The sequence below is a fragment of the Hyphococcus sp. D3-15 genome (assembly GCF_055809375.1).
Genome location: NZ_CM147910.1, coordinates 1,876,843 through 1,902,551, shown reverse-complemented (window position 1 = coordinate 1,902,551; position 25,709 = coordinate 1,876,843). Strand labels below are relative to the sequence as shown.

At 60.0% G+C, this 25,709-nt stretch carries 23 protein-coding genes and 1 pseudogene; 10 read left to right on the top strand and 14 right to left on the bottom strand.

The window, feature by feature from the left end; all coding sequences use genetic code 11:
* Window positions 1-43: 43 nt before the first annotated feature.
* The 3 genes from AC0L8G_RS09465 to AC0L8G_RS09455 all read right to left on the bottom strand — a co-directional run bounded on the left by AC0L8G_RS09465 (window position 44) and on the right by AC0L8G_RS09455 (window position 4,233).
* Window positions 44-967, bottom strand: a complete 924-nt coding sequence (locus AC0L8G_RS09465; protein ID WP_473388843.1) for a TonB-dependent receptor domain-containing protein — start codon at window positions 965-967, stop codon at window positions 44-46.
* Window positions 957-2,363, bottom strand: coding sequence for a TonB-dependent receptor plug domain-containing protein (locus AC0L8G_RS09460; RefSeq protein WP_473388579.1), 1,407 nt, complete (start codon window positions 2,361-2,363; stop codon window positions 957-959). The genes AC0L8G_RS09465 and AC0L8G_RS09460 overlap by 11 nt, the downstream gene beginning before the upstream one ends.
* A gap of 274 nt (window positions 2,364-2,637) precedes the next feature.
* On the bottom strand, window positions 2,638-4,233 hold the full coding sequence (locus AC0L8G_RS09455) for a tetratricopeptide repeat-containing sulfotransferase family protein (RefSeq protein ID WP_473388578.1): 1,596 nt from the start codon (window positions 4,231-4,233) through the stop codon (window positions 2,638-2,640).
* Between the two features lie 132 nt (window positions 4,234-4,365).
* Between AC0L8G_RS09455 and AC0L8G_RS09450 the strand changes: the two genes are divergently transcribed.
* The gene (locus AC0L8G_RS09450) at window positions 4,366-6,396 is read left to right on the top strand and encodes an amidohydrolase (protein ID WP_473388577.1); all 2,031 of its coding nucleotides are present in this window, start codon (window positions 4,366-4,368) and stop codon (window positions 6,394-6,396) included.
* Here the strand turns inward: AC0L8G_RS09450 and AC0L8G_RS09445 are convergent.
* Window positions 6,378-7,106: a GntR family transcriptional regulator gene (locus tag AC0L8G_RS09445; protein WP_473388576.1), complete on the bottom strand. Its 729-nt coding sequence runs from the start codon at window positions 7,104-7,106 to the stop codon at window positions 6,378-6,380. The genes AC0L8G_RS09450 and AC0L8G_RS09445 overlap by 19 nt on opposite strands.
* A 322-nt stretch (window positions 7,107-7,428) precedes the next feature.
* Here AC0L8G_RS09445 and AC0L8G_RS09440 point away from each other — a divergent pair, with 322 nt between their 5' ends.
* From AC0L8G_RS09440 to AC0L8G_RS09415, 6 genes are all read left to right on the top strand, one after another.
* Window positions 7,429-8,778, top strand: coding sequence for a glutamine synthetase family protein (locus tag AC0L8G_RS09440; RefSeq protein ID WP_473388575.1), 1,350 nt, complete (start codon window positions 7,429-7,431; stop codon window positions 8,776-8,778).
* Between the two features lie 3 nt (window positions 8,779-8,781).
* Window positions 8,782-10,146: an aminotransferase gene (locus tag AC0L8G_RS09435; protein WP_473388573.1), complete on the top strand. Its 1,365-nt coding sequence runs from the start codon at window positions 8,782-8,784 to the stop codon at window positions 10,144-10,146.
* 43 nt (window positions 10,147-10,189) lie between these two features.
* Window positions 10,190-11,545: a glutamine synthetase family protein gene (locus tag AC0L8G_RS09430; protein ID WP_473388572.1), complete on the top strand. Its 1,356-nt coding sequence runs from the start codon at window positions 10,190-10,192 to the stop codon at window positions 11,543-11,545.
* Entirely contained in the window at window positions 11,542-12,843 is a 1,302-nt protein-coding gene (locus tag AC0L8G_RS09425) for an NAD(P)/FAD-dependent oxidoreductase (protein WP_473388571.1), read from the top strand. Before AC0L8G_RS09430 ends, AC0L8G_RS09425 begins: the two co-directional genes overlap by 4 nt.
* A 214-nt stretch (window positions 12,844-13,057) precedes the next feature.
* Window positions 13,058-14,011, top strand: a complete 954-nt coding sequence (locus tag AC0L8G_RS09420) for a polyprenyl synthetase family protein (protein ID WP_473388569.1) — start codon at window positions 13,058-13,060, stop codon at window positions 14,009-14,011.
* 10 nt (window positions 14,012-14,021) lie between these two features.
* On the top strand, window positions 14,022-14,516 hold the full coding sequence (locus AC0L8G_RS09415; protein ID WP_473388568.1) for a sterol desaturase family protein: 495 nt from the start codon (window positions 14,022-14,024) through the stop codon (window positions 14,514-14,516).
* 129 nt (window positions 14,517-14,645) lie between these two features.
* Here AC0L8G_RS09415 and AC0L8G_RS09410 read toward each other — a convergent pair whose 3' ends face one another.
* Genes AC0L8G_RS09410 through crtY form a run of 3 tightly spaced genes read right to left on the bottom strand, consistent with a single transcriptional unit; the run spans window position 14,646 to window position 18,308 of the window.
* Window positions 14,646-15,620 (bottom strand): phytoene/squalene synthase family protein, encoded by a 975-nt coding sequence (locus tag AC0L8G_RS09410; RefSeq protein ID WP_473388566.1) that lies wholly within the window; start codon window positions 15,618-15,620, stop codon window positions 14,646-14,648.
* Entirely contained in the window at window positions 15,621-17,129 is a 1,509-nt protein-coding gene (locus AC0L8G_RS09405; RefSeq protein WP_473388565.1) for a phytoene desaturase, read from the bottom strand.
* Between the two features lie 3 nt (window positions 17,130-17,132).
* Window positions 17,133-18,308, bottom strand: a complete 1,176-nt coding sequence (crtY, locus tag AC0L8G_RS09400; RefSeq protein WP_473388564.1) for a lycopene beta-cyclase CrtY — start codon at window positions 18,306-18,308, stop codon at window positions 17,133-17,135.
* A gap of 61 nt (window positions 18,309-18,369) precedes the next feature.
* Here crtY and AC0L8G_RS09395 point away from each other — a divergent pair, with 61 nt between their 5' ends.
* Window positions 18,370-19,137 (top strand): sterol desaturase family protein, encoded by a 768-nt coding sequence (locus tag AC0L8G_RS09395; protein ID WP_473388563.1) that lies wholly within the window; start codon window positions 18,370-18,372, stop codon window positions 19,135-19,137.
* Here AC0L8G_RS09395 and AC0L8G_RS09390 read toward each other — a convergent pair.
* The 7 genes from AC0L8G_RS09390 to AC0L8G_RS09360 all read right to left on the bottom strand — a co-directional run bounded on the left by AC0L8G_RS09390 (window position 19,134) and on the right by AC0L8G_RS09360 (window position 23,919).
* On the bottom strand, window positions 19,134-20,099 hold the full coding sequence (locus AC0L8G_RS09390; protein WP_473388562.1) for a M48 family metallopeptidase: 966 nt from the start codon (window positions 20,097-20,099) through the stop codon (window positions 19,134-19,136). The genes AC0L8G_RS09395 and AC0L8G_RS09390 overlap by 4 nt on opposite strands.
* Complete coding sequence (locus AC0L8G_RS09385; protein WP_473388561.1) at window positions 20,099-20,788, bottom strand: aspartate/glutamate racemase family protein; 690 nt, start codon at window positions 20,786-20,788, stop codon at window positions 20,099-20,101. Before AC0L8G_RS09385 ends, AC0L8G_RS09390 begins: the two co-directional genes overlap by 1 nt.
* Complete coding sequence (locus AC0L8G_RS09380) at window positions 20,785-21,390, bottom strand: GNAT family N-acetyltransferase (protein ID WP_473388560.1); 606 nt, start codon at window positions 21,388-21,390, stop codon at window positions 20,785-20,787. Before AC0L8G_RS09380 ends, AC0L8G_RS09385 begins: the two co-directional genes overlap by 4 nt.
* Before the next feature lies 1 nt (window position 21,391).
* Window positions 21,392-21,955 carry a LemA family protein gene (locus AC0L8G_RS09375; protein WP_473388559.1) on the bottom strand — a complete coding sequence of 188 codons (564 nt, stop codon included), beginning with the start codon at window positions 21,953-21,955 and terminating at the stop codon, window positions 21,392-21,394.
* 125 nt (window positions 21,956-22,080) lie between these two features.
* The gene (locus tag AC0L8G_RS09370) at window positions 22,081-22,854 is read right to left on the bottom strand and encodes an SDR family oxidoreductase (RefSeq protein ID WP_473388558.1); all 774 of its coding nucleotides are present in this window, start codon (window positions 22,852-22,854) and stop codon (window positions 22,081-22,083) included.
* A 72-nt stretch (window positions 22,855-22,926) separates the two neighbouring features.
* Window positions 22,927-23,565, bottom strand: coding sequence for a LysE family translocator (locus AC0L8G_RS09365; RefSeq protein ID WP_473388557.1), 639 nt, complete (start codon window positions 23,563-23,565; stop codon window positions 22,927-22,929).
* 30 nt (window positions 23,566-23,595) lie between these two features.
* Window positions 23,596-23,919 carry a DUF1476 domain-containing protein gene (locus AC0L8G_RS09360; RefSeq protein WP_473388555.1) on the bottom strand — a complete coding sequence of 108 codons (324 nt, stop codon included), beginning with the start codon at window positions 23,917-23,919 and terminating at the stop codon, window positions 23,596-23,598.
* 278 nt (window positions 23,920-24,197) lie between these two features.
* Between AC0L8G_RS09360 and purC the strand changes: the two are divergent.
* Window positions 24,198-24,975, top strand: a pseudogene (gene purC, locus AC0L8G_RS09355) (phosphoribosylaminoimidazolesuccinocarboxamide synthase).
* Between the two features lie 157 nt (window positions 24,976-25,132).
* On the top strand, window positions 25,133-25,678 hold the full coding sequence (locus AC0L8G_RS09350; protein ID WP_473388553.1) for a hypothetical protein: 546 nt from the start codon (window positions 25,133-25,135) through the stop codon (window positions 25,676-25,678).
* Window positions 25,679-25,709: the final 31 nt, after the last annotated feature.

Genomic DNA, 25,709 nt, shown 5'->3' with positions numbered 1-25,709 from the left:
CGCGCGATTTGTTATTGTCTTACTTCGCCGTCATCTGACGACCTCAGCGCCCGCCGAATTCATAGTTCAACCGCACGCCGTAAGTGCGCGGACGGCTCGGGCCGAAATAGTGAGCCGGGATGAAGTTTCCGCCTTCCGAAACGCCGTCATAATAAAGCGCGTTGGTGACGTTCTCCACATAGCCGGTAATGCCCCAGCCTGCGTCTGACGCATATCCGATGCGCAGCGAAATATCCGCATAAGCATCGCTGGTGGCGTAGTCAGGCTTCAGCAGGCCGCCATAGGTTTTGGTCTGACCGAAGGCTTCGGCCGAGGCGTTCACCGCGCCCTCGCCCAGCGGATAGTTGAAGCGCAGCACGGCCGAGCCGGAGAATTTCGGCACATAACCGAGCGCCGCGCCCTCGCAATCGAGCGTGTAATCGCAAAGCGGCTCGGCGTTGGTCAAATCCGTCGTCGCATATGCGCCCGCCAGATAGAGGTCGAAATACTGGCCAAGATCAGTGGTGGTCGAGGCTTCCGCGCCCCAGCCCTTCACTTTGCCGACATTCTCCACGAAAATGCCTGCACCGCTTTCGCCGCCAACAGTAACTTGTAAATCCTTGTACTGATAATAATAAAGGTTGGCGTCAATGCGCGTCGCGCCGCCGAAGAGCGAGCCCTTGACGCCTGCCTCGTATGACCAGACCTTCTCGGGATTGAACGAGTCTGGATAACCTTGCCCCTGCTGGACATCCAAACATTCATCGCTCAAGAGGCAATAAATATCTAAAGTTTCGGGCGCAATAGAAAAGCTGCCGAAACCGCCAGCCTTAAACCCTCGCGTCGCGCTTGTGAAAATCATCCAGTCATCATTCGGATGATAACGCGCGATAAAGCGCGGCGTGAACGCCTCCCAGTTCTTCTTGTCTTCCAAATAGCCGTCTGTCGTAAAGCCCAAGCCAAAATAGGGACCAAGCTCACTTTCCACCGGCAAGGCGTAAATGCCGAATTTTTTCGAGATCCTTCGTATAGCGGACTCCCACGCCGACATCGAACTTATCGGAAAGCGCCAGCGTGGCGTCCACATACGCCGCGAAGCCATGATAGCGGCCGCGCACAGCGTTGCTCTCAATCAGGCCGTCCGGATTAGGCGTGAAGGCGTAACCGATGTAGGAATAATAATCCGTACACGTTTCGAAGCCGTAATAATTATAATACGCGCACATGACGTCTTCATCGGCCGCTTGCGTAAACAGGACGTCTATTTCCTCATGATAGTATGAGGCGCCCGCATACCAAGAGAGCGGACCGTCCGTATCGGATACGACGCGCACTTCCTGTTCAAAATAATTACCACTTTGGTCCTGGCCATAGGCGTTGATCGCAAGCGGCGTGCCGTCGAAATCTTCCGTGTAGAAATAGTCGTGATCTTTATAGCCGGTCAGCGAGGTCAGCGTCGCGCCGCCCAGATCATAGCTCAGCTCAAGCCCGAAGCTTAAAATCTTAGCGTCGTCGGCCTCGCCAAGCTGCAGGTCGCTGTCGATGTCGCGGCCGTCGCCGCCGAGCGAAATACCGAACGCATCCACCAGATTGTCCCAGCCCGGACCGCCTTCGGTTGCGCGGTAGAGCGAGCCCGATTGTTTGCGGTCTTCATATTCAGCCGTAAAGAAAGCCTCAAACGGCCCGTCGCTATAGAGCGCAGACAAGCGGACGGCGTATTTTTCCGGCTCGCTCAGCTTGTCATTGCCCGGGATAAAGGCGTTGCCCACATAACCGTCTTCATGACCGCCATAGGCCGCGATGCGGATGGCGAAGGTGTCCGAGAATGGAAGATTGATCGCCGCCTCGCCAAAGACCCGGTTGCGTTCGGCGAAGTCGGCTTCCACATAGCCGTTGATCCCGTCGAAATTCGGGCGCGCAGTCGTAACGCTGATCGCGCCGCCAATGGCGTTGCGGCCGAACAGGAAGCCTTGCGGGCCGCGCAGCACTTCCGCGCGCTCCATGTCAAATAGACTGGTGATTCCTGAGCCGTTACGACCTTGATAAAGGCCGTTTTTAAACAATGCGATCGAGGGGTCGCCGCCGGCGCCGAAATCATTGGTGAGAATGCCGCGCATGGACAGCGTATCGACAAAGCTGTCCGCCGAGGCGCCGGTCGCACCCGGCGTAAACTTAACGAGGTCTTTGACGTCGTCGAGATTGACCTCGCGGGTGAAGTCGCCGGAGAGCGCCGTGATGGCGAGCGGCACTTCCTGAATGGATTCGTTCCGCTTCTGAGCGCTGACGATAATGACGTCCTGCGCCAACGCCGCCCCGGAGGCGAACATCGCGGTTGCGGATGCGCCGGCGAGCAGTAATTTTTTCTGAAGTCCAGTCGGTCTCATGTCAAAGCCCCTCTTCGCAGCGCCTTCAGGCGCGAAACGGCGCTGAATCACGCCGCAATACTGGTCACAGATTCGTAACAACAAAGCCCTGCTCCCTCAACTCTGGAACCGTTTTCGCGATCCCAAGTGATGCATTTTTCGCTGCATCGCGGCGAAAATATCACGCAATCAGGACGCCGCCAACAGGACTATGCCAGCAAAATCAATAGGCTAAGGAAATGCCAGGCCCAGCCGGAAATTATGACCGCAGGCGCACTATGCGCCATTTTTGTGATCACATCAACGAATCACCGGCCTCCCCGGCCACGCCCGCCGCCATCAGCGCCTGACGCATCGGCGCCAGTTCGTTCTCATAACGGCGCCAGCGCCCGACCGAGCGGCTATGGGGTTTTTCACGAACCTGCACCGCGCTGGCCGTCGCCACCGCCGTTTTCTGTTCATGAAAGGCGAGACACGCATCCTCCCAGCCGAGCCCGAGAAACTCGATCAGGCGGCGCGCATTTGGTTCGGTATCGGCCACCGTGTCTTCATAGGAGACATCGAGGAAGCGGCCCGGAAAGAGCTTGCGCCAATGCGCCATGAGATTGAGATAGCGTGCATGATGGCGCGCCATTTCAAGCTGGTCGTAGGAATGAAAATACGCTTCCGCAAAGAGCTGTTTGTAACTGGCGAAACAACTGTCCATGGGGTTGCGGGTCAAATGAACGATGCGCGCATTTGGCAGCGCCGCGAGGATCAGCGGAATATGCAGATAGTTGCCCGGCAGTTTGTCGACAAAGCGCGGCGCGCCCTTTCGCATGACCGAAGACGCGCGCAAATATTCCTTGCCGAGCGCTGCGACATCCACATGCGCAGAGGCAGCGATTGCTTCCGGGGCCCAGCGATCGGCAAAGGCGCCTTCCGACAATCGGCGCACTGAAAGTCCGAATTGCTGCAACTCGCCGGCGGACTCTACCATGGAATGGCTGGTGATGATGCGCTCGATCAGCGTCGTGCCGGTGCGCGGCTGGCCGACGACAAAGATCGGCGCGGGATCGTCATGACCGGCGCGCTCCGCCCTCGCCCAGTCTTCCGTAAAGGTCGATGTTAGGGCCGTAAACCGCGCTTCATCGGCCTTTTCATCATAGTCGACAGTCGAGCGCTTGGCCTTCGCGCCAAACTCGAACGCGGCGAAGGCTTTCGCCCATTCTTCGCAATCTTCATATTCCTTGCCCGCCCCATAAGCGAGGAAGGCGCGCCCATGCACATCGCGCGCAGCCTGCGCTTTCTCCATCAACATATCCGCGCGCGCGGGGTCGCCGGCTTTCTTCAAGGAAGAGAGCAGCCATTGCGCCTGGGCGATGTCGTCATGCTCGGCCAGCAATTTGGAAAGCACCTTCTCCGCCGCATCCGTCTCGCCAAGAAATGTTTGCGCGGTGGCGAGGTTGAGTTTGTAGACGGGCCGCTCCGGCGCTTTTTCAATCGCGCGCAAATACCAGTCTTTCGCCGCCGCCTGATCGCCAAGCGAAGACGAAACCATGCCGATCAGATCCGCCACCGCCGCATCGCCCGCATAAGCAGGCCTCGCTTTTTCAAGCGCCTGCTCGGCGCGCGCTGGTTGGCCGAGGCGCATGAAGATCTGCGCCAGATGCGCCCAGGCGGCGGGATGGGTTGGCTCGAGCTTGGTCACCGAGCCGAAGGCGCTCGTCGCCATGCGCATGTCTTTCATGTCGAGCGCGACCAGCCCCACGAGAAAATGCGCCTGCGGGTTCGCCCTGTCGAGCGCGATGGCGCGGCGGCAGAACTCCGACGCTTTTTTCGCGTCGCCCGCATTCAGGGCCGCAAAGCCCTCGCGCAAAACATCGGCTAACTCGTTCTGATTCGGCGCCATCAGGCCTTTCCCGGCGGCATCAGCATAAAATCCGCCCTTCCTACTTGTGATCACATCCGATGGCGATCATCATGCGCGCCATGATGCAGAATTCGCGGGGCGATGAAAGCCTCGCCAAACGGGGCATGGCACATGATCGCACGCATTTCTCTTCACCTCGGCGCCGCTGCGCTGTTCACTCTCGCCGCGGCTTGCGGCGCGAAAGATTCCGCGCCGGCGGCAGACGCCTCGCCCGCAGACAAGATTTTCATCAATGGCCATGTCTATACGGCGAATGAAGCCCGCGCCTTCGCGGACGCTTTCGCGCTGCGCGGCGATGAGGTGCTCGCCATTGGCGCCGCCGCCGACATGGAGGCGCTGAGCGGCCCGGAAACCGAAACCATCGACCTTGGCGGCCGGCTTGTTCTGCCCGGCCTGCATGACGCGCATATCCATCCGGTCGGCGCGATGCCCGTGCCCACCTGCACGCTGGAGAACGTCCCCTCAACCCTCGCCGCGATCGCCGATTACGCCGCCGCCTGCACCGCGCAGCCAGGCATGTCGGAAGATGAATGGCTGGTGGTCATGTCGTGGAATTTCGCCGCCGGCAATCAGCCGGGCGAGCAATTCAAAACCATCCGCGAAGCGCTTGATTATGTATCGACGGAAAAACCGGTGATCCTGCGCGGCAGCGACGGGCATCATTATGCGGTCAATTCCGTGGCGCTGGCCCGTGCGAAAAACGCCGCCGGCGAAGTGGTCGGCTTTTCGAAAGAAACCCTTGCCACCGATTTCGCCGACATCGCGCTTTATATCGGCGCCGATGAAACCGGCGAGCCGAACGGACGCCTCACCGAGTCCTATGCGCTTGATGCGATTGAGGCCGGCGGATTGCTGGAAGCCGGGCTTGAAAAACGCCGGGCCTCGCCGGAGCTGATGATGGACGTCACCCTGCCCCGCGGCATCACCGCTTTCCTCGACGCCGCCGCAGATCCCGACACGCTCGACATTTATGATGCGCAGCTCGCCAAGGGTGAGTTTCATGCGCGCGCGCATCTGGCGCTTTATTTCGATCCCGGCGCTTATGTGGGCGAAGACGGCGCCGTCGATTACGAAAGCTTGCTGGCGAAGGCCAAAGCCATCCGGGCGAAATACGCCGATGAACCGCTGGTGGAAGCGGACTTCCTGAAACTTTTCGCCGATGGCGTGCTGGAAGGCGATCCGCTGTCCGATCCGCCGACCCTGCCGAACGGCGCCTTTTCCCGCGATTATCTGCAACCGATCTATGAATGGGACGACGCGGCGCAATGGGTGAAAGTCACCGGCTATGTGGATACCGACAGCGCCCTATGCGTTGCAACGCGCACGCAGATCGCCGCAGGCGACGCGTTCGACGTGCCCGCTTTCAAAGCCGCGAATGGTTTTCATCCGATGCAATGCATCAAAGCAAACGGCGTGCTGCAACATCCCGAAGACATGATCATGGATTATGTGCGCGAGGGCGATGCGGCAGGCTTTACCTGGCACATTCATGCGATCGGCGACCGCGCCGTGAAAACTTCGCTCGACGCCATCGAAGCGGCGCAAGCGGAAAACAACTCGCATCACAAACACATTCTCACCCATTTGCAGGTGGTGCGCCCGGAAGACCAGGCGCGTTTTGCAGCGAACGACATCTATGCGTCCTTCACTTTCGCCTGGGCGTCCTCTGACGGGCAGTATGACACGACGGTTATTCCGTTTATCGACCGCGCGGATGGTGATGGCGGGATCTATGACCCGGCAGGCTATTACTTTCAAAACGCCTATCCGGCGGCGTCGATCCACAAAGCAGGCGGCGTGATCATCGCCGGCTCCGACGCGCCGGTGGACACCATCGACCCGCGCCCCTTCATCAATATGGAAGCGGCGGTCAATCGCGCGATTTTCGGGCCGCCGCCGCTCAATCCCGGCGAAGCGATTTCGATTTTCGACGTGGTCGACGCCTATACGATCAATGCGGCGCGCGCACTGAAACAGGACGATATTGCAGGCTCGCTCGAGCCCGGCAAAAAAGCCGATTTCATCATTGTCGATCAGGACATTTTCGATCTCGCCGAATCCGGCCGGGCCGACGACATCAGCGAAACCAGCGTGCTTGAAACCTGGTTCGGCGGCGAGAAAGTCTATTCTTCGTCGGAATAGCCGCGCGAAATATTGGTCATGCCTTGCGAGATGTCATCGCGAATGGCGGTTTCGAGTTTTTGCGCATCACCATTGCGCAAGGCCTCGACCGCCTCCTTATGCTGGTCGTCTTCCAGCGCCGCCGTGCCGAGACGCCCGATGACAACGCGCATGAACGGCCCGGTCTGCAACCACAGGCTTTCCACCAGACCAAGATAGACCGGCGCATCCGCCGCTTCGTATAGCGTGAAATGAAACTCGCTATTGAGGCGCGCATAGGCGGCGCTGTCGCCGCTTTCAATCGCGCGATCAAGCGTCTCGTCAATTTCAACAAGCTTCGCCGCCAGTGCTTCGCGCGCCGCGCTGTTGCCTTCCAGCGCTGTTAGGGCGCGCGCGGCCAGCGCCGGCTCAAGCGCCAGGCGCGCATCGGTCAGCTCACTGAGTTTTTCTTTGGTCATGCTCGCCACCGCGACCCGGCGGGTCGGGGTGAATTCGAGCGCGCCAAGCGCGGCAAGCTGGCGGATCGCTTCGCGCGCGGGCATAGCGCTAACACCGAACTCCGCAGCGAGCGAACGCACGGACAAGGATCGCCCCGGTTCGAGCTGGCCGGAAATGATCGCGCGGCGCAGCCTTTCATAGACCGCTTCATGGACGGCCGAGGGCCGCACACCTGTTTCCGATTTTGGCGCGTCGACATCGACAACGCGCAATGGGGCTTTTGCCAGCGCCAATGATCCGCCCTTCCCGCTTGTGATCCCGTGTTTTTCGAAACAATAAGCCAATGACATATAAAGGAAAGGCGTTTCAGGCCTGTCTGTCCTCAAATCACCGTCAGTGGGGGCTTGCGGAAGTCGAAGAGCCCATTTATTTTGTGATCACAGTTGGGCCGCTTGCGCCGTTTCAGCCTTTCGTTAGGCTCAATGTCGCAGGATCGCCGCCCACCCGCTCTGGCGCGTTTTTCCTAGATTTGGGGCGTGCCGGACGGTCACAACAAGACGATAACAGGCGTCTAGCGCCGCCCATTCCTGGGCCGCGCCGGCGCTAAGGTGATTTATGGAGCTAGATGAACTGAAGGAATGGATGCGCGAGCGCCGCATCGGCGACGTTTCGTGCCTGACGCCCGATATGGGCGGCACGGCCCGCGGCAAAAACATGACGCCCGGCCTGTTCCTGTCGAGCCTTGAAAGCAAGAGCCTTCGCATCCCCGAGGCGACCTACACGATCTCGGTCCATGGGGAGATGAGTTATAACGATCATGTCATGGGCACGGAGCGCGATCTCGTGCTCGCGCCGGACCTGTCGACCATTCACCTCGCGCCATGGAACACAGATGCGACGGCTGCGGTGATTTGCGACGCCCTCACCGATCAGGGCGCGCCTTTCAACATCGCGCCGCGCCAGGTGCTGCGCAATGTGGTCGAACTCTATCACCAGAAGGGATGGACGCCGATCGTCGGTCCGGAAGTCGAATTCTATCTCATCGCTCGCTTTGACGATGTGGTGCTGGAGCCGCGCGCGCCGGACGGCGCTTCGGGGCTTCGCGAATTCGGACAGCATGTGTATTCGCTCGATGCGATCGACGAATTCGACAAGATGTTTGAAGAACTCTATCAGTTCTGCGACGCGCAACATATCGATCTGGAAACGCTGATCCATGAAGACGGCCCGTGCCAGTTCGAAGTGAATATTCGCCATGGCGAAGCGATGAAGGTCGCGGACCAGCTGTTCCTGTTCAAGCGTCTCGCACGCCATGTAGCCAAGCGGCACGGCATGTTCGTCACTTTCATGGCCAAGCCTTATGCAGATGAGAGCGGCAGCTCAATCCATCTGCATCAAAGCGTTGTTGACCGCAAAACCGGCAAGAACATTTTCTCCAAGCCCGATGGCGAGGACACGGATCTGTTCCGTCACTTCATTGGCGGATTGCAGGCGCATCTGCCGGCGGCGATGCCGTTGCTGGCGCCTTACACCAATTCCTATAACCGTTTTGAAGCGTTTATGAGCGCGCCGACCAACACCCATTGGGGACGCGAAAACCGCACGGTGGGCTTGCGCGTGCCGGCGAGCGGACGCGAAGCGCGGCGGGTTGAAAACCGCATCTCCGGCGCCGACGTCAATCCCTATCTCGCCATCGCCGCCTCGCTTGTCTGCGGCTATATCGGCATGGCGGAACAGATTGAACCGCGTGCGGAATATGTGGGTCAGGGCTATGAAGATCGCGAGCGCCCGCTGCCCGCAACCCTGACGGAAAGCATCGAAACCTTCTCGAACTCGGAGTCGCTGAAGACCTATCTCGGCGAAGGCTTCGTCGACACCTACGCCGCAATCAAGCGCTCTGAATATGAGCACCGCTCCAGCGTCCTAAGCCCCTGGGACGTTCGTTATTTGATGGTCAACGTGTAAACAATGAAAACAAATCTCGACATCAAGGCGCTCGACAGCGCCCACCACCTGCACCCTTTCACAACGCATCACGAATTGCGCGAGAAAGGACCGCGCGTCATCACGCATGCGGACGGGGTGTATATTTACGACGAAGACGGCAACCAGATCCTCGACGGCATGGCGGGATTGTGGTGCGTGCAGCTCGGCTATGGTCGCCAGGAGCTTGTCGACGCAGCCGCCGAGACGATGAAGACGCTGAGCTATTACAATCTGTTCTTCCAGACGACGACGCCCTATGCGGCGAAGCTCGCCGATCTTATCGCGCAGAAAACGCCGGAAGGCCTCGACCAGATCATGTTCGGCTGCTCCGGCTCTGAAGCGGTCGACAGCGCTATCAAGCTGATCTGGTATTACTGGAACCTGAAAGGCAAACCGGAAAAGAAAGCGATCATCTCGCGCGAGCGCGGTTATCACGGATCGACCGTCGCGGCGGCGAGCCTTTCCGGCCTTCCTTTCATGCAAGGGATTTTCGATCTCCCCTTGCCGCGCTTCCACCATGTGGGGCCGACGCCGCATTATTATGAATATGGCGCGCCCGGCGAAAGCGAACGCGATTTCGCGCTGCGCTGCGCCAAGGCGGTTGAAGACAAAATCCTCGAACTCGGCCCAGAAAATGTCGCGGCGTTTGCAGGCGAACCGGTGATGGGCGCCGGCGGCCTCATGCTGCCGCCGGAAGGCTATTGGCAAGAGATCGAGCGCATCTGCAAAAAATACGACATCTTGTTGTGGTCGGATGAAGTGATCTGCGGTTTCGGACGCACCGGCGAATGGTTCGGTTGCCAGACCTATGGCTTCACGCCGGACATCATGACCATGGCGAAGGGCGTCACCAGCGGCTATATCCCGCTATCCGCCGTCGCGCTCAATAAACGCATGGCCGATCCGATCATCAACGCCGATACGGAAATGGCCCATGGCTTCACCTATTCTGGCCATCCGGTCGCCGCCGCTGTCGCGATCCGCAATATCGAATTGCTGGACGAGCTTGGACTGGTGGGCGAACAGGGCGCAAAAACCAACGCCTATTTCCAGGAAAAGCTCGCGACGTTGAACGATCACCCGCTGGTCGGACAAACACGCGGCGTCGGCCTGCTCGGCGCGATGGAGCTGGTCAAAGACAAGGCTTCGCGCACCCGTTTCGCGCCGGATGGCGCCGCCGGGGCGGCGTGCCGGACCCATTGCTTCAATTCCGGCGTGGTCATGCGCGCAGTTGGCGACACCATGTTCTTGTGCCCGCCAATGGTGATCACCAATGACGAGATTGATGAACTGTTCAAGCGCATTCGCCTCGCCCTTGATCTGACCGTGAAAGAACTGGACGGCTAAACCCATCATGAAGGACCGGGAAAGACATAAGGCGCTCGCGGAGATGAAAACGCGCGCGGAAGCATTGCTCGCCGGAGCGCCCAAAGGCGCGACCGTGGATGCATTCCTGTCCGACATGAACGGCGTGTTGCGCGGCAAGCGCATGCCGGCGGCGTCGGTGCTCAGTCTTTTTGACGGCGGCCTGCGCATGCCGCGCTCGCTGATCGGCGTTGATGTCTGGGGCTATGACGTGATGGAGAACGGTCTGGTTCTCGAAACCGGCGATGTGGACGGGCTTTGCTATCCCGTCGGCGAAGGATTGCTCCCCTGCCCATGGGCGAACGAACCGGCGGCGCAGCTCATGCTGATGATGGGCGATGAAAATGGCGAGCCCTTCCCCGCTGATCCGCGGCAATTGCTGGTCGATATGAAAGCGCAACTGGCCGCGCATGATCTGCACCCGGTCGCGGCGATGGAGCTGGAATTCTATTTGCTTTCGCGCGACGTGGACGAGCTGGGCCGCCCGCTCATGCCGAAATCGCCGACAACCGGCCGGCGCATCACCGATGCGCGCATGTATGCGATGACGGAAATCGACGCCTATAGCGATTTCTTCAGCGATCTTTACGCCGCCTGTGACGCGCAAGGCATTCCGCTCGGCGCATCGATTGTCGAAGGCGGCGCCGGTCAGTTTGAAGTCAATCTCATACATCAGCCGGATGTGGTCGCCGCCGCCGATCAGGCGGTGCTGTTCCGGCGCGCCATCAAAGGCGTGGCAGAAAAACATGGCATGATCGCGAGCTTCATGGCCAAGCCATTCGGTCAGCGCGCCGGCAATGGCTTGCATGTTCATATGAGCATGATGAACGGCAAGGGCGAGAATGTATTCTCCGGCGATGACGACAAGGGCTCGGCCCGCTTGCACCAGTCGATCGCCGGGCTGCTCGCCGCCGCGCCTGAGGCGATGATTTTCCTCGCGCCGCATCTCAATTCCTATCGCCGGTTTCAAGAAGGCAGCCACGCCCCCACCTGTCTAGCCTGGGGCTATGAAAACCGCACCGCCTCGATCCGCATTCCGAATGATTCAAGCGACAATCGCCGGTTTGAATTCCGCATCGCCGGTTCTGACGCCAATCCCTATCTGGTCATGGCCTCGCTGATCGGCGGCGTGTTGCACGGCATCGAAAACAAGCTGACGCCGCCCCCGGCGACAGAGGGCAATGCCTATGAATCCGGCGCGCCCGCCGTGCCGACCTCCTGGGACGACGCGCTCGACGCCTTTGCGCAAGGAAGCATTCTCGCGCCGCGCTTCGGCGAATTGTTCACGCAGGTTTTTTCCGCATTGAAGCGGCAGGAAATTTACACCGCCAATGGGCGCGTCACTGATTTCGAATATGATTCCTACCTTCAGGCGTTTTGAGCCTCACCCTTATGCAAACCAGACAATCCCACACCGCCTCTTACTACGCCGCCAGCGCGCATTCCGCGCCGGAACGGCCCGCCCTCGCCGAAGACATCGAGGTTGACGTCGCGATTGTCGGCGGCGGCTTTACCGGCGTTGCTTCCGCGTTGTCGCTAGCCGAACGCGGCTATTCGGTGGCGCTGCTGGAGGCGAACCGGATTGGCTGGGGCGCATCGGGCCGCAATGGCGGGCAAGTCCTGGGCGGCTGGTCCGGCGAAGGCGAACTGGTCAAGCAACTGGGACCGAAGGCGGAGGAATTCCTCTGGAACACCCGCTATCTCGGCAATGAAATCGTCGAAGCGCGCATCCAGAAATACGACATCAAATGCGATTATGTGCGCGGCGCCGGCACGGTGGCGTTCAATGCGCGCCAGATGAAATCGCTCGAAGAAGAATATGCCGGTTACGCCGCGCGCGGACTTGAGGACATTGTTGAACTGACCGACGCGGCGGGCTTGCGCAAACATGTGGCGACCGACGCCTATGTGGGCGGGCTGATCGATCATCGCGGCGCCCATTGCCACCCGCTCAATCTGGTGATCGGCGAAGCCGCCGCCGCAGAGCGCAATGGCGTCAAGATTTTTGAGGGAACGGAAGTCACCGCCATAGACCACGGCCCCGCGCCGGTGGTCCACACCAATGGCGGCCGGGTTTCGGCGAAGACCGTGATCCTTGCGGGCAACGCCTATCACCTGCTCGAAAAACAAAAACTCGCGGGCTATATGCTGCCGGCGAAAACCTATGTCATCGCGACAGAACCTCTCGGCGATGCGCTCGCGGATGAGTTGCTGCCGACAAATCTAGCTATCTGTGACGCAAACTGGGTGCTCGATTATTTCCGCCTCAGCGCCGATAAACGGCTGCTGTTTGGCGGGCGCTGCACCTACTCCAATCGCGACATCACCGATATTGAAGGGTCCATCGCGCCCAGCATGCGCAAGATTTTTCCGCAGCTTGAAAACACCAAAGTGGAATTCGGCTGGGGCGGCGTCATTGGCATCCCGCTCAATCGCGTGCCGCTGATCGGCAAAGTCAGCGAGCATGTGTTCTACGCCCAGGGCTATGCGGGGCACGGCGTCAATTGCGGTCACATTGTCGGCGAGATGTTTGCGGACGCCATCCGCGGCAAGGAAACCGGCCTCGACCTCTTTGACCATATTGATCATTTCCGCGTTCCCGCAGCGGAAACAATCGGCGGGCCGCTGCTGGCGCTTGGCATGAGCTGGTACCGGATGCGCGACGCCCTCGGCCTGTAGCCCCGGCGCTATGCAGCCATTTAATCCCTATACGGAATTATAGATCACAAACGCGCGAGCCATGCGCGCCACCCGGCCCTGCCCCGCCAAACCTTGCCGAAATGAAACATAAGTAATTCCACATTCTGCACCGCTATACGGCTGATTCGCTCCGATTCAGTTTGCACCTGTCCTAAAAAACGGGCACGATGTCTCAGGGAAGATTGAGGGTGCGATGGACGGATCGGCGGCATCGGGCGCAAGCCAGACTTCTGTAGAATTAGCCCCAAATCAGTTTCAATTGCTTGCTGACAGCCTTCGATCGAATGTTGATCAGCGATTGGCGGAGCTGTTGCCTTTCGCGAAAGACGCGCCCGGCCTGAAAGGCGCGCTGGCCTATGGCGTGTTGTCGCCGGGAAAGCGGTTGCGCCCACTGATCACCATGCTCGCCTGCCGGCAATGCGGCGGCGACGCTTTTGAAGCCCTGGACGCCGCCTGCGCGGTTGAAATGATCCACGCCGCCTCGCTGATTGTTGACGACCTGCCATGCATGGATGACGCCCGGCTGCGCCGCAACGGGCTGGCGACGCATATTGTCTTCGGCGAAGGCGTCGGCATTCTCGCCTCGATTACGCTGGTGAATGAAGCCTTCCGCACGCTCGCGAAAATGGAGCGCGTCGATCTGCAAAAGCGCATGAGTGCTGCGGAAAAGCTCGCCGACTCGATTGGCGTCAACGGCCTCGCCGGCGGACAGGAGCGCGATCTGTCGCGTGATGGCGACGCCCCGCTTGGCGGCATGCATGAAGTTGAACAAAGCCATCTGGAAAAGACCGGCGCGCTGTTCGCCGCCGCCGCCGGCATAGGCGCCGTGATCGCCGGGGCCCGCGCGGTCGAGATCGATGCGATGGAGCAATTCGGCGCCGGTCTCGGCCTCGCCTATCAGACCTTTGACGATGTGATCGACGCCGAATGCGACGCCAGCCAGACCGGCAAAGATTCCGGCAAGGATGAAAACCGCACCACCGTCGTCACTTTGATGGGCGCGCGCCGGGCGAATATGTCCGCCAGCCACTGGATCAAGGAAGCCGTCGCCGCGTCGAACCGCGTCAATTGCGGCGCCGGCGCGCCGCTTAGCGATCTGGCCCGCGCCGTCGAAGCGAAATTCATGGCGCTGACCAAAAAGAACTGACGCCGGAGCTATGGACGCACTCCTTTTCATCGCAATTATCATCGCCTTCATCCTGATCATGGAGGCGGTCGCCTGGATCGCGCATAAATATGTGATGCATGGCTGGCTGTGGAGCCTTCACAAATCTCATCACGAGCCGCGCGACGGCGCATTTGAAAAGAATGACTGGTTCGCGGTGTTCTTCGCCATCCCCTCCATGGTGCTGATGTATTTCGGCGTGCACGGAACGCCGCTGGCGCTCGCCGCCGGGATCGGCATTCTCGGCTATGGCCTGATCTATTTCTTCTTCCACGACATTCTGGTGCATCGGCGAATTGATGTCGGCTTGCGCCCGAAAAAGGGATATCTCGCCCGCGTGGTGCAGGCGCATAAGCTGCATCATGCGGTGGAAGGCAAGCATGGCTGCGTGTCCTTCGGGTTCATCTTCGCGCCCTCGCCCAAACATTTAAAGGCGATGCTGGCGGCGACGGAAAACCGGGTGATGCGCGCGCCGGCGAAGGCCTGACGAGAGATTTGTCTATCCTCCGCTCTTTCCCGCGAAAGCGGGAATCCAGAACTTAAAATCTTCCCAAACGATCTGGATCCCCGCCTGCGCGGGGATGAGCGGAACTTGTGATTGGGATTGACCCGAGACTCAGCGTCTTGAAGGCCTTGTCCACAGACCGCCGCGCGGCGCCAGCGGGCGCGAGCGCAAAAACGCCGCCTGCGCCGCACCGGCTGACAGGCCGCCCGCCGCAAGCCAAAGTTTACGCGGATTGGACACCACTGTGCGCCGGTCCCATGCGCACGGCCCCAATGTTTCAACCTTACGGCCAATCTCGCGATAGACATTGCGCGCGGCCAGCACCGCCGCCGCCGCCCGGAACGGGAGGCGCCGAGCGCCCTGGCTTGAAGACTCGTAATAACGATCCGCTTCGGCGAGCAATCTTGCGACGACGTCGGCGACCGCCTTGCGATTTTCCGGCGCCAGCACCGCTTGCTCTGTCGGCGCGACGCCCGCTTCGCTCAGCAGATCATGGGGCAGGTAAACCCGCCCACCCGCAGCATCGTCAACCACATCGCGGCAAATATTGGTGAGCTGAAAGGCGAGACCCAGATCGCAGGCGCGATCAAGCGTTTCATTGTCGCCCGCGTCGACGCCCATGACGATCGCCATCATCACCCCGACAACGCCGGCGACGCCATAGCAATATTCCATCAACTCGCTGAGCGATTGATAGCGCCGCTCCGCCGCGTCATAGGCGAACCCGTCGAGCAGATCCATCGGATATTGTTCGGGGATGGCGCGGCGCGCGGCGACGCCCGCAAAACCGTCAAAGGCGGGAACGCCGGTCGGCTCGCGCCTTAGGGCCATGCGCGTCTGCGCGCGCAGCAGTTCGAGCCGGTCCTGCATTTCCTGCGGCGATAGCGCGCCATCGGGCGCATCTCCGCCAAGCGTCTGGCCGTCAATCACATCATCGCAATGGCGGCACCATGCGTAGAGCATATGCACATCCGCCTGCATCGCCTTGCCAAACAGCAAAGAGGCCAGCGCGAAACTTTTCGAGCCCTTGGCGATGGCGTCGGCGCCGTGTTCGGCAAGCGCGGTTTCGCTGGCGGCGGCGGTCATTTATTGCGCAGCCTGCATGGCGGGCAGCAGGTCTTCAAGCATCAGGCTCGCCGTCGCCTTCGCCGAGCCGACAACGCCGGGCACGCCCGCGCCCGGATGCGTTCCCGCCCCGGCGAAATAGAGATTGGGAATTTTGTCGTCGCGATTATGGGTGCGGAAAAACGCCGACTGCGTGAGGATCGGCTCAATCGAAAAGGCCGAGCCCGCATGGGCGTTCAGTTCCGTTTCGAAATCCCCCGGCGTGAACATATGGCTCGTCACCAGATCATCGCGCAGACCGGGGATGTAATTTTTTTCGAGGTAATCGAGAATCCGGTCGCGATATTTCGGCCCTTCAACCGCCCAGTCGATCTTCGCTTTTTCAAGATTGGGCACCGGCGCCAGCGCATAAAACGCCGAACACCCTTCCGGCGCGAGCGCCGGGTCGGTCTTGGTCGGCATGTGGAGGTAAAGCGAGAAATCTTCCGGCAGGTCCGGCCCGGAGAAAATTTCCGCGATCAACTCGCGATAGCGCGGGCCGAACAGGATCGAATGATGCTGCAGGTGATCATGCTTCCGCTTCAGACCGAAATAGACAACGAACAGCGAGTTTGAGAACCGCTTGTTCTTCAGCGCTCGCCCCATACTGGCGCCGCGCAGATCCTTGCCCAGCAGCTTGGCATAGGTGTGGACGATGTCGGCGTTTGAGGCGACCGCATCGAAGCGCTGGCGCGCGCCATCTTCAAGCACGACTTCATCGATCTTGCCGTCTTTGGTCGTCAGTTCGGCGACCGGCGCGTTGAGATAAATTTCGCCGCCAAGGTCGGTGAACAAACGCGCCAGGCCGGACACCAGCGCGCCGGTGCCGCCGCGCGGAAACCACACGCCCCATTTGCGCTCCAGCGCATGGATCAGCGCATAGATCGACGAGGTCTTGAACGGATCGCCCCCAACCAGCAGCGTGTGAAAGCTGAAGGCCTGCCGCAATTGCGGGTCCTTGATGAAATCCGACAGCCGGCCATAGACGCTGCGGAAAGCCTGCAACTGCATCAACTGCGGCGCGACGCGGATCATCGACCAGAAATTGAGGAACGGGACGGCGCCGAGCTTGAGATAGCCTTCCTTGAAGACTTCCTCGGAGAATTTGTAAAACCGTTTGTAGCCCTCAAGGTCTTCCGGGTTTTTCTCGGCGATCTGCTTCAGCAATTGCTCTTCATTGCTGCAATAATCGAAGGTGTAGCCGTCCTCCCAGCAGAGCCGGTAAAACGGGTCCACATTGATGAGGTCGACATAGTCTGAAAGCTTGCGGCCGGAGAGTTCGAACAATTCCTCCAGCGCGGAAGGGTCGGTGATGACGGTCGGGCCTGCATCAAACGTAAAGCCGTCTTTGCGATAGACATAGGCGCGCCCGCCGGGCATGTCGCGCTTTTCATAAAGTTTTGTTTGAATGCCCGCCGATTGCAGCCGGATGGCGAGCGCCAGCCCGCCGAAGCCGGCGCCGATCACCGCTGCTGTTTTGACGTCGCTCATGCTTTACCCGTTTCCCATCACGCTCGCCTCGCGCATCACGCGCGCGGCCTTCAACACCGGCACGGGCGGCTTGCCCGCCAGCACGCGCGCCTTGTCTGCGAGGGTTGATCGCCCGGCATAGAAACGTTCGATCAGCCCCTGCGGCATCTTATAGAAACGTTCTAGCACGCGGTAACGCTTTTCGGGCGCCGCTGCGAGAAACAACATGCGCGTCAGGAAGCGATAATAAGCGCGTGCGCGCCATGCCTGCGTCGAAAGGCCTCTCGTCACATTATAGAGAGCGCACGCCGACACATCGTCCTGCTGCGCAATAGTCAGCGCCAGACGAACCGCGTCCGGCAGGGAATATCCCGTAAGCGGATGAAACAGCGCCGCGCGCATGCCGCCCCGCGCGAGCGCACCTTCGGCGCCGTCCTGCGGCGCATCCCAAAACGCGTCAATATCACCGCCAAGCGCGATGGGCAGCACGCCCTCCTCTTCGCGCAAGACTTCTTCAATGCGCCAGCCATGAGCGGCGGCGTAATCGGCGATTTCCTGTCTGAAGGTTTCGACCGGCAAGGCGGGCCCGTCCGCATAACGCGTGTCTTCAATCAAAAGCGTACGCTCATCAAAAGGCAGAACATAGATAAAGCGATATCCGTCGAGCTGCGGCGCCGTCGCATCCATGATGATCGGCGCATCAAGCCCATGCGGCGCAGCGAGCCGCACTTCCCGCCCGACGAATTTCTGGAAGCCGAGTTTCAGATGCGGCGAGGAAACCGCGCCGCGGCAGTCAAGCACTGCACCTGCGCGCACCACTTCACCAGAACGCAGCGTCACGCATTCCGGCGACCCGCGCTCGACCGGCGCGGCAAGGAAAACATCGTCCCCCAGCGTCTCCGTCAGCACATCATGAAACTGCGACGAGGCAATGGAATTATATCCGGTGGACAGCCGCCTTTCATGGTCGGGAAACTTCACCAATTGCGCCGGCCAGCGATGGCTGATGAGCGGTTCGACCAGCGCCATGCCCTCGCGCGAAAGGTCCGTGTCGTGAAATGACCAAGTGTGCTCGCCGCCAAGGCGCGGACCCGCCTCGATCAGCGTCACGCGCAAATCGGGCCTTTTGCGACGCAGCGCCAGCGCGGCGAGCCCGCCCGCCAGCCCGCCGCCCAAAATGGCTATATCTGTGTCGCTCATGCCGCTTGTTCAAATCTCGTCATTCCATGACAGTGTAGCGGAATTTCGCTAGAAGTCGCTGATGAATTGGGTTTCTCAACTGAGCATCGGCGATCTGGCTCTCACCTATTGCGCGCTGACCGCAATCATCTGGGCGCGCTATTTCGTCATCGCCGGGCTTTTCTACTGGCTGTTATGGGGCCGGCCCCAAGAAAGAGTTCGCGCGACGCGGCTGTCGCCGGTGCGCCCGACGCGAAAAATCGTTTCCTTTGAAATTCGCATGTCGCTTTTGTCATCGCTGATCTATGCCGCGCCCGGCGCGCTTGTCATCGAAGCCTATAAGCATGGGGGAACGGCAATCTATGCGCAGATCAACGGCGCCGCCGACTGGCTGTGGCTGCCGGTCTCAGCTCTCATCTATCTCGCCATCCATGACGCGTATTTTTACTGGACGCACCGGGCGATGCACCATCCGAAACTGTTCCGCGCCATGCATCTCGCCCATCATCGCTCGCGCAACCCGACGCCATGGGCGGGGTTTTCGTTTCATCCCTGGGAGTCGATCATCAGCGCCTGGCCGCTGCCGCTGGCGACATTCTTCATCCCCATTCATGTGGGCGTGGTTTTCTTTTTGCTGATCTTCATGACTGTGGTGAGCATCACCAATCATGCGGGCTGGGAAATCCTGCCGCGCCGTTTCACCCACGGGTTGTTCGGCCGTCATCTCATTTCCGCGACCCACCACAATGTCCACCATACGGATTACAACGCCAATTACGGGCTGTATTTCCGCTTCTGGGACAAGCTGATGAAAACCGACAAGGGCTTTGGCGAAAAGCCGTCCGCCTAGCCGCGCCCACCGGCGAATTTCGCCAGCGCATCGATCCGTTTTTCAATCGGCGGATGGGTGGCGAAAACGCCCGCAAAGGGCTGACTATTATCCACCATCATCTGTTGCACGTCATTGGGCGCGTCGACCTTGGAGTGGCCGGAAATCTTTTTCAGCGCCGCAATCATCGCATCGGGATTGCGCGTCAGCTCCGCCGCGCCCGCATCGGCGAGATATTCGCGTTTTTGCGACAGGGAAAAGCGGATCACCATAGCGAGAAGATAGGCGATGACGATCATCGCAATGGCGATCAGGATCAGCAGCCCGCCGCCGCGGCTGTCGCCGCTCCTTGAACGGGTGTGTCCGCCAATCCGCACGCCCCGATAGAACATATTGCGGAAGACCAATTCGCCAAAAAACGAAAACACGCCGACAAAGACCACCGCAATGATCAAGAGGCGCACATCCTTGTTCATGATATGCGTCAACTCATGGGCGAGCACCGCCTCAAGCTCGTCCTTGTCAAGCGTCTCGATCAGCCCGCGCGTCACCGTCACCTTATAGCTCTTTTCCGACAGACCGCTGGCGAAAGCGTTGAGCGCCGGCGTTTCGATGATGTTCAGTCGCGGCGTGGTGATGCCGCGCGAGACGCAGAGATTTTCCAGCAGATTGTATAGCTCCGGCGCTTCCTTGCGGGTCAGGCCGCGCGCGCCAACGGATGCTTCGATCATTGTCTGATAGGAAAGGAAGGCGATGACGAACCACAAGCCCGCGCCAAGAAAGGCGAATGGCCAGAGCCGGCGCAAATGTTCTAGCGCCAGCACCATGCCGTCGCCAACGCCATTGATCGGCTGGGTCAGCCCCACATAGCCAACCGACAGGCCATACATCAACAGCAACAACAACACCGGAAAGCCCGCCAGCAGGATGACGGATTTCAGATTGTTGTTCCAGATATGGGTTTGCAGGCCGTAGGCGCCCATCACCCCTCCCCAAATGCGAAATCCGCAATTGCGGCGGCGTGCAAGCCGGTCGTGTCGAACACCGGCATGGGGCAATGTTCCTGTGCGAGGATCATGCAAAGCTCCGTGCAGCCGAGAATAACGCCATCGGCCTTGTGACGGTCAATGATCGCCAGCAATTCATTGCGCGACGCATCGCGCACATCGCCGAGCACCAGTTCATCAAGGATCACGCGGCCGATCACCGCTTGTTCTTCCTCTGCCGGAACCATCACCTCGCCGTCATATCGTTTGGCGAGTTCGCCCCGATAATGCGCTTCCCCCATCACCACCGGCGTGCCCAGCAACAAGGGCCGCCGCGCGCCTTTCGCCTTCATCGCATCCGCCAGCACGTCAAGCATATGAATGAGCGGAAGATCGACCTCGCGCTTCACTGCATCGGCGGCCACATGGGTGGTGTTTGAACAAATCGCCAGCGCATCGACGCCCGCGGCTTCAAGATGTTTCGCGCCTTTGACGACTTGCGCAATGAACGCGTCCCAATCGCGCCGGTCATAATGCTCGATGATCACACCGTAATCGATTGTGTAAACCATCACATTGGCCGAATGCAGCGGGCCGAAACGCGCCCGCGCCGCCTCGTTCAGCAAGCGGTAGTAAATCACAGTCGCTTCCGGGCTAACCCCGCCGATAAGACCGAACAGCTTCATGCCGCCCCTCCCGGCGCGCGCAGCATCGATAAAAGCGGCGGCGCGCCAGACGGCAAGGCAACCGGCGCAGTGACGTGAAAGCCGTGGCGTTCATAGAGCGGCGTGTTTTTCGGATTGGAGTTTTCGAGATAAGCGAGCGCGCCTTCTGCGTCAGCGCGTTTCAACCCTTCGCGCAAAAGACGCCCGCCCAATCCCTTGCCCTGATGTTCCGGACGGACCCCGACTGCGAATAGGTAATAATGCGGCGTATCGGGGTGATGTTTTTCTAAAATGCCGGAAATCGTCAGCGCACGTCCAATCGCGCCGAGCCCGCCTTTCGCCATCGCCGAAAATGCAATGCGCATTTCATTGAGTTTCGGCAGTTGCAAGGGAACCCCCGCCGGCAGCCATAGGGTCGCCGCGCCTTGATCTGCGATATGTCCGAACCCCTGTTTCAAATAGACCCCGCGAGCGAGTTCATAAAAGACGGTGCGGAAAGCGCGCGCATTGCCAAATGTCCAGTTCATCACCGGGTCGGCTGCGAAAGCGGCGGCGAGAATGTCCGCCGCCGCATCCGCATCATCCATCCCGGCGGCGCGGACCATGCCCGCTCCGCCGCTCATCCTAGAATTTCACTTCCGGCGCGGCTTCGATCTGCCCGCGGCTGCCTTCGGGAATTTCAAAATATTCCTTCGGCCCGAAGCTGCCCATGGGCGCTACGAAATTGCCCGGGATCTGCTGGATCGCCGTATTGTATTCCTGAACCGAGTTGTTGAAGAAACGGCGCGCCGCCGCGATCTTGTTTTCAACATCGGAAAGTTCGCGCTGCAACTCCAGGAAGTTGGTATTGGCCTTGAGGTCGGGATACGCCTCGGCGAGCGCGAACAGCTTGCCCAGCGCCGCGCCCAGCATGCCTTCCGCCGCCCCTTGCGCGGCTGGTCCGTGTGCGGATTGCGCGGCGTTGCGCGCGGTGATGACCGCGTCCAGCGTTTCCTTTTCGTGGCTCGCATATCCCTTCACCGTTTCCACAAGGTTGGGGATGAGATCGTGACGCTGCTTCAACTGCACGTCCACATCGGCAAAGGCCTGCTCGGTGCGCTGCGACAGCGCCACGATGCGGTTGTAGATCGAAATAATGAAAACAACGAGGACAACAATGAGGCCTAGCAGAATGAGAATGCCGGACATGGCGTCTCCTTTTTGATATGGCGCAGCGTCTCCCCGCCGCGCACCGGAATTCGTCAGTTATCCTAGGGGGTTCGCCCGTGCGCTGCAATGCAGGGCGCAAGGCGGCTTAGGGGCGGCCTTGGCGGTTATTGCGCGGTGATGCCGCCATCGATTTTGAATTCCGCCGCCGTAATATAGCGGGACTCGTTTGATGCGAGATACAAGATGCAATAGCCCACATCTTCCGGCTCGGCGAGGCGCTTCCACGGGATCTGCTGGACCAGGCGCTTCTCGCCATCCTCGCCGCCGCCGCCCATGGCGATCAGCGGATCGATGATCGGCGTGCGGGTGAATACGGGATGCACCGAGTTGGACCGGATGTCATAACCCGACCGCGCGCAATGCAGCGCAATGGATTTGCTCATCATCCAGACCGCCGCCTTGGCCGTATTATAGGCGATCATATTGCCGTCCGCGATCATCCCGGCGACGGAGGAAATATTGATGATTGAAGCGGGCTGCGATGCTTTGAGATAAGGCATGGCGAGCTGCGTGCCCGTGAAAATCAGATCCACATCGATCGCCTGGGTGCGCCGCCATCCCTCTTCGGTCTCGGTTTCAATGCTGCCGAATGTGCCGATGCCGGCATTGTTGATCAGCGTATCGATGCCGCCCATGAAATCCGACGCGGCGGCGAGCGCTGAAACCCAGTCTTCGCGTTTGGTCACATCATGGCTGATCGATGACGCCATGCCCGGATGCTTTGCGTTGATTTCCGCTGCGGCCTGCGCCGCGCCGTCGCTATTTACATCCGTCAGGAAAACCTTGGCGCCTTCATCCGCAAGCATGCGCCCGAAACAGGCGCCGAGCCCCTGTGCGCCGCCCGTGATCAACGCTTTTTTTCCCGCAACTCGTCCCATCGTCAGCTCCCTGTGGTGTTTTTTGGAACCTAACCCAAGGCAGCAAAGAGACCTACGGCTTTGCGCAGCGCCTTAACGCTGATGCGAGAGGAGAAGATACATGCCAAGCCCGCCATAGATGCTGGCGGACAAGGCTTTGACGCCCGCATGGTTTTGCGCGCCGCCGACAAACCTGGCGCGAAGCGCGCCCGCCGCCATGGCGACCAGAATCAGCACGCAAGTTCCGGTGAAGCTGAAAATGGCGCCGAGCAGGAGAATCTGCATCGCGGGATCGCCCGCTTCAGGACTGACAAATCCGGGCAGGAAGGCGAGAAAGAACAATCCGACTTTCGGGTTGAGAATATTGGTCAGCACGCCGGCGCGAAACGACCGCACCAGCCCCGCAACCTCAGGGGCGCCTGCGCCTTGCGCATTCGCCGGCGCCTGCCGTTCGGTAATCGTGCGCACTGCAAGGAACAGAAGATAGGCACCGCCAAAAATACGGATCAAGGTCAGCGCGTGTTCGGACGCCGCGAGCAACGCCGCAAGCCCAGCAGCGGCCGCCGCCGCCCAGATCAGCGCGCCCGCACCAACCCCAAGCGCCGCCGCAATGCCGGACCGCGCGCCGCCGCGCGCTGACGACGCCAGCGTAAAAGCCATGTCCGGGCCCGGCGTAATATTGAGAAGCAGCGAGCCGCTCAGGAACAACCAAAACGCCGTCTCGCCGATCATGGCCACGCTCCGCTAACGGATAATTCCGCGTTATTCGCCCTGTTGGATCTGGCGCACGGCTTCCGTCAAGAAGTCGGTCATCTGACGGCGGATCTGGTGATCGGACTGGTCCACTTTAGCGGCGTCAAAATCCTTGCGGATCTTGCGGAACACATCTTCGTCGCCGGCTTCTTCAAAGTCGGCCTTGATCACCTCTTTGGCGTAGGCGTCTGCGTCCGGTCCCGATTTGCCCAGCAGACCGGCGGCCCAAAGACCCAGAAGCTTGTTCCGGCGCGCTTCCGCCTTGAATTTCAGCTCCGCGTCATGCGCGAATTTCTTCTCGAATTTGTCTTCGCGGTCATCGAAGGTCGTCATCGGGTGCGTCTCCAAACTGGTAATAAAAACGGGCCTTTGATGGGTTACATAAGGCGGCTTCCGGCGCGGCGCAATGTAAGCGGACAAAATCTCGGGACCGTTCTTGCGCCAAGGGCTTTTCTTCCCTGCCCGGGGGGCGTAAACCGCCGCTTCTCCCACTGCGCCAGCCGTGCTAGCGAAACAGGGAAGCCGCCGGCCCTGAGTCGCTGCCGACCGCTCCTTGAAAGCTCGCGCGACACCGGTACGTTCGCCCGCAAGGCGTTGAAAGGATTAATATAATGGCCCGCCGCAAGCAGATCTATGAAGGCAAGGCGAAAATCCTGTTTGAAGGCCCGGAGCCGGGCACTATCATCCAGTATTTCAAGGACGACGCCACCGCTTTCAACAATCAGAAGAAAGCGGTGCTGGAAGGCAAGGGCGTCCTCAACAACCGAGATCTCGGAATTTGTGATGACCGGGCTGGAGCGCATCGGCGTGCCGACCCATTTTATCAAGCGCCTCAATATGCGCGAGCAACTGGTTCGCCATGTGGAAATCGTGCCGCTTGAGGTGGTTGTGCGCAATTACGCCGCCGGATCGATCTCCAAGCGCCTTGGCATTGAGGATGGCGTGGCCCTGCCCCGCTCGATCATCGAGTTCTATTTCAAAAATGACGATCTCGGCGATCCGCTGGTCTCGGAAGAGCACATCACCGCCTTCAACTGGGCCAACCCCCAGGAGATTGACGATATGATGGCGCTCGCCCTTCGGGTGAACGACTATTTGTCAGGCCTGTTCGCCGGGGTCGGCATCAAACTGGTCGACTTCAAGATCGAGTTCGGCCGGCAATATGAGGGCGACATGATGCGCCTCATCGTGGCCGATGAAATCAGCCCTGACAGTTGCCGCCTGTGGGACATGGAAACCGGCCATATCATGGACAAAGACCGGTTCCGACAGGATCTGGGCGACGTGACCGACGCCTATCGCGAAGTCGCCCGCCGACTTGGGGTGCTGCGCGAGAATGAAAGCTCCGGTCAGTCAGGCCCCGTGCTGGTCTCCGACAACGAAAAATAGTCACCGCCGCCAATCACCCTGATGATTGGCGGTTTTTTGGGCCCTATCGGGCCTTTTATGGTGAATAAACAATTTCCCGCATCGCTAAAATGCGCGGATTTTTTGACACCGGGCGGCAATCTTTCTGGGGATAACCTTAAGTGTTATGGCTTTTGGTGTGTCATCCCAGGTATCCGGGCGCGCTAGTTCAAGCGCGATCAATCCTGCACGCCCGGCGACGCCAGACCGAAAACCGACAAACTCTCCCAGTCAGGAAGAACCAACGCGCCGCGATGAAGTGCAGGACGCCCATATTCGCACGCGCAATGCACAGGCGTCGCAACAAGCGAAAGCCAAACCTGCAAGCAAGCCCGATCCCGACGCCGACGCCCGGCGCGCCGCCGAGAAAAGCGAGAGCGGTGAAACCGGACCGCGCCCGCTGACCTCGCAGGAAGAACGCGCGGAGAAAATCAAAAAGCTGGAGCAAGTCCAGTCCGAGGCGCTCTATAGCGGATCGCCGACCTTGCGCGACCGCGCTGTCGCACAGATGGCGCATGCTCTGATCGTCCGTGAAAACGCCAATTTCCGCGCTCATGAGCTTGAGCAATCGTGGAAAGAATCCGAACGCCGCGAGGCCGCGCGCTTCCTCGCCGCGCAGGCCGCCGCCGCCTATCGCCAGCTCAACGGCGTTTCGGAATATGTCTCCGGCTCGCTGATCAACTAGTCCCCAAAGTCCGTCTCCCCGCCAATTCCAT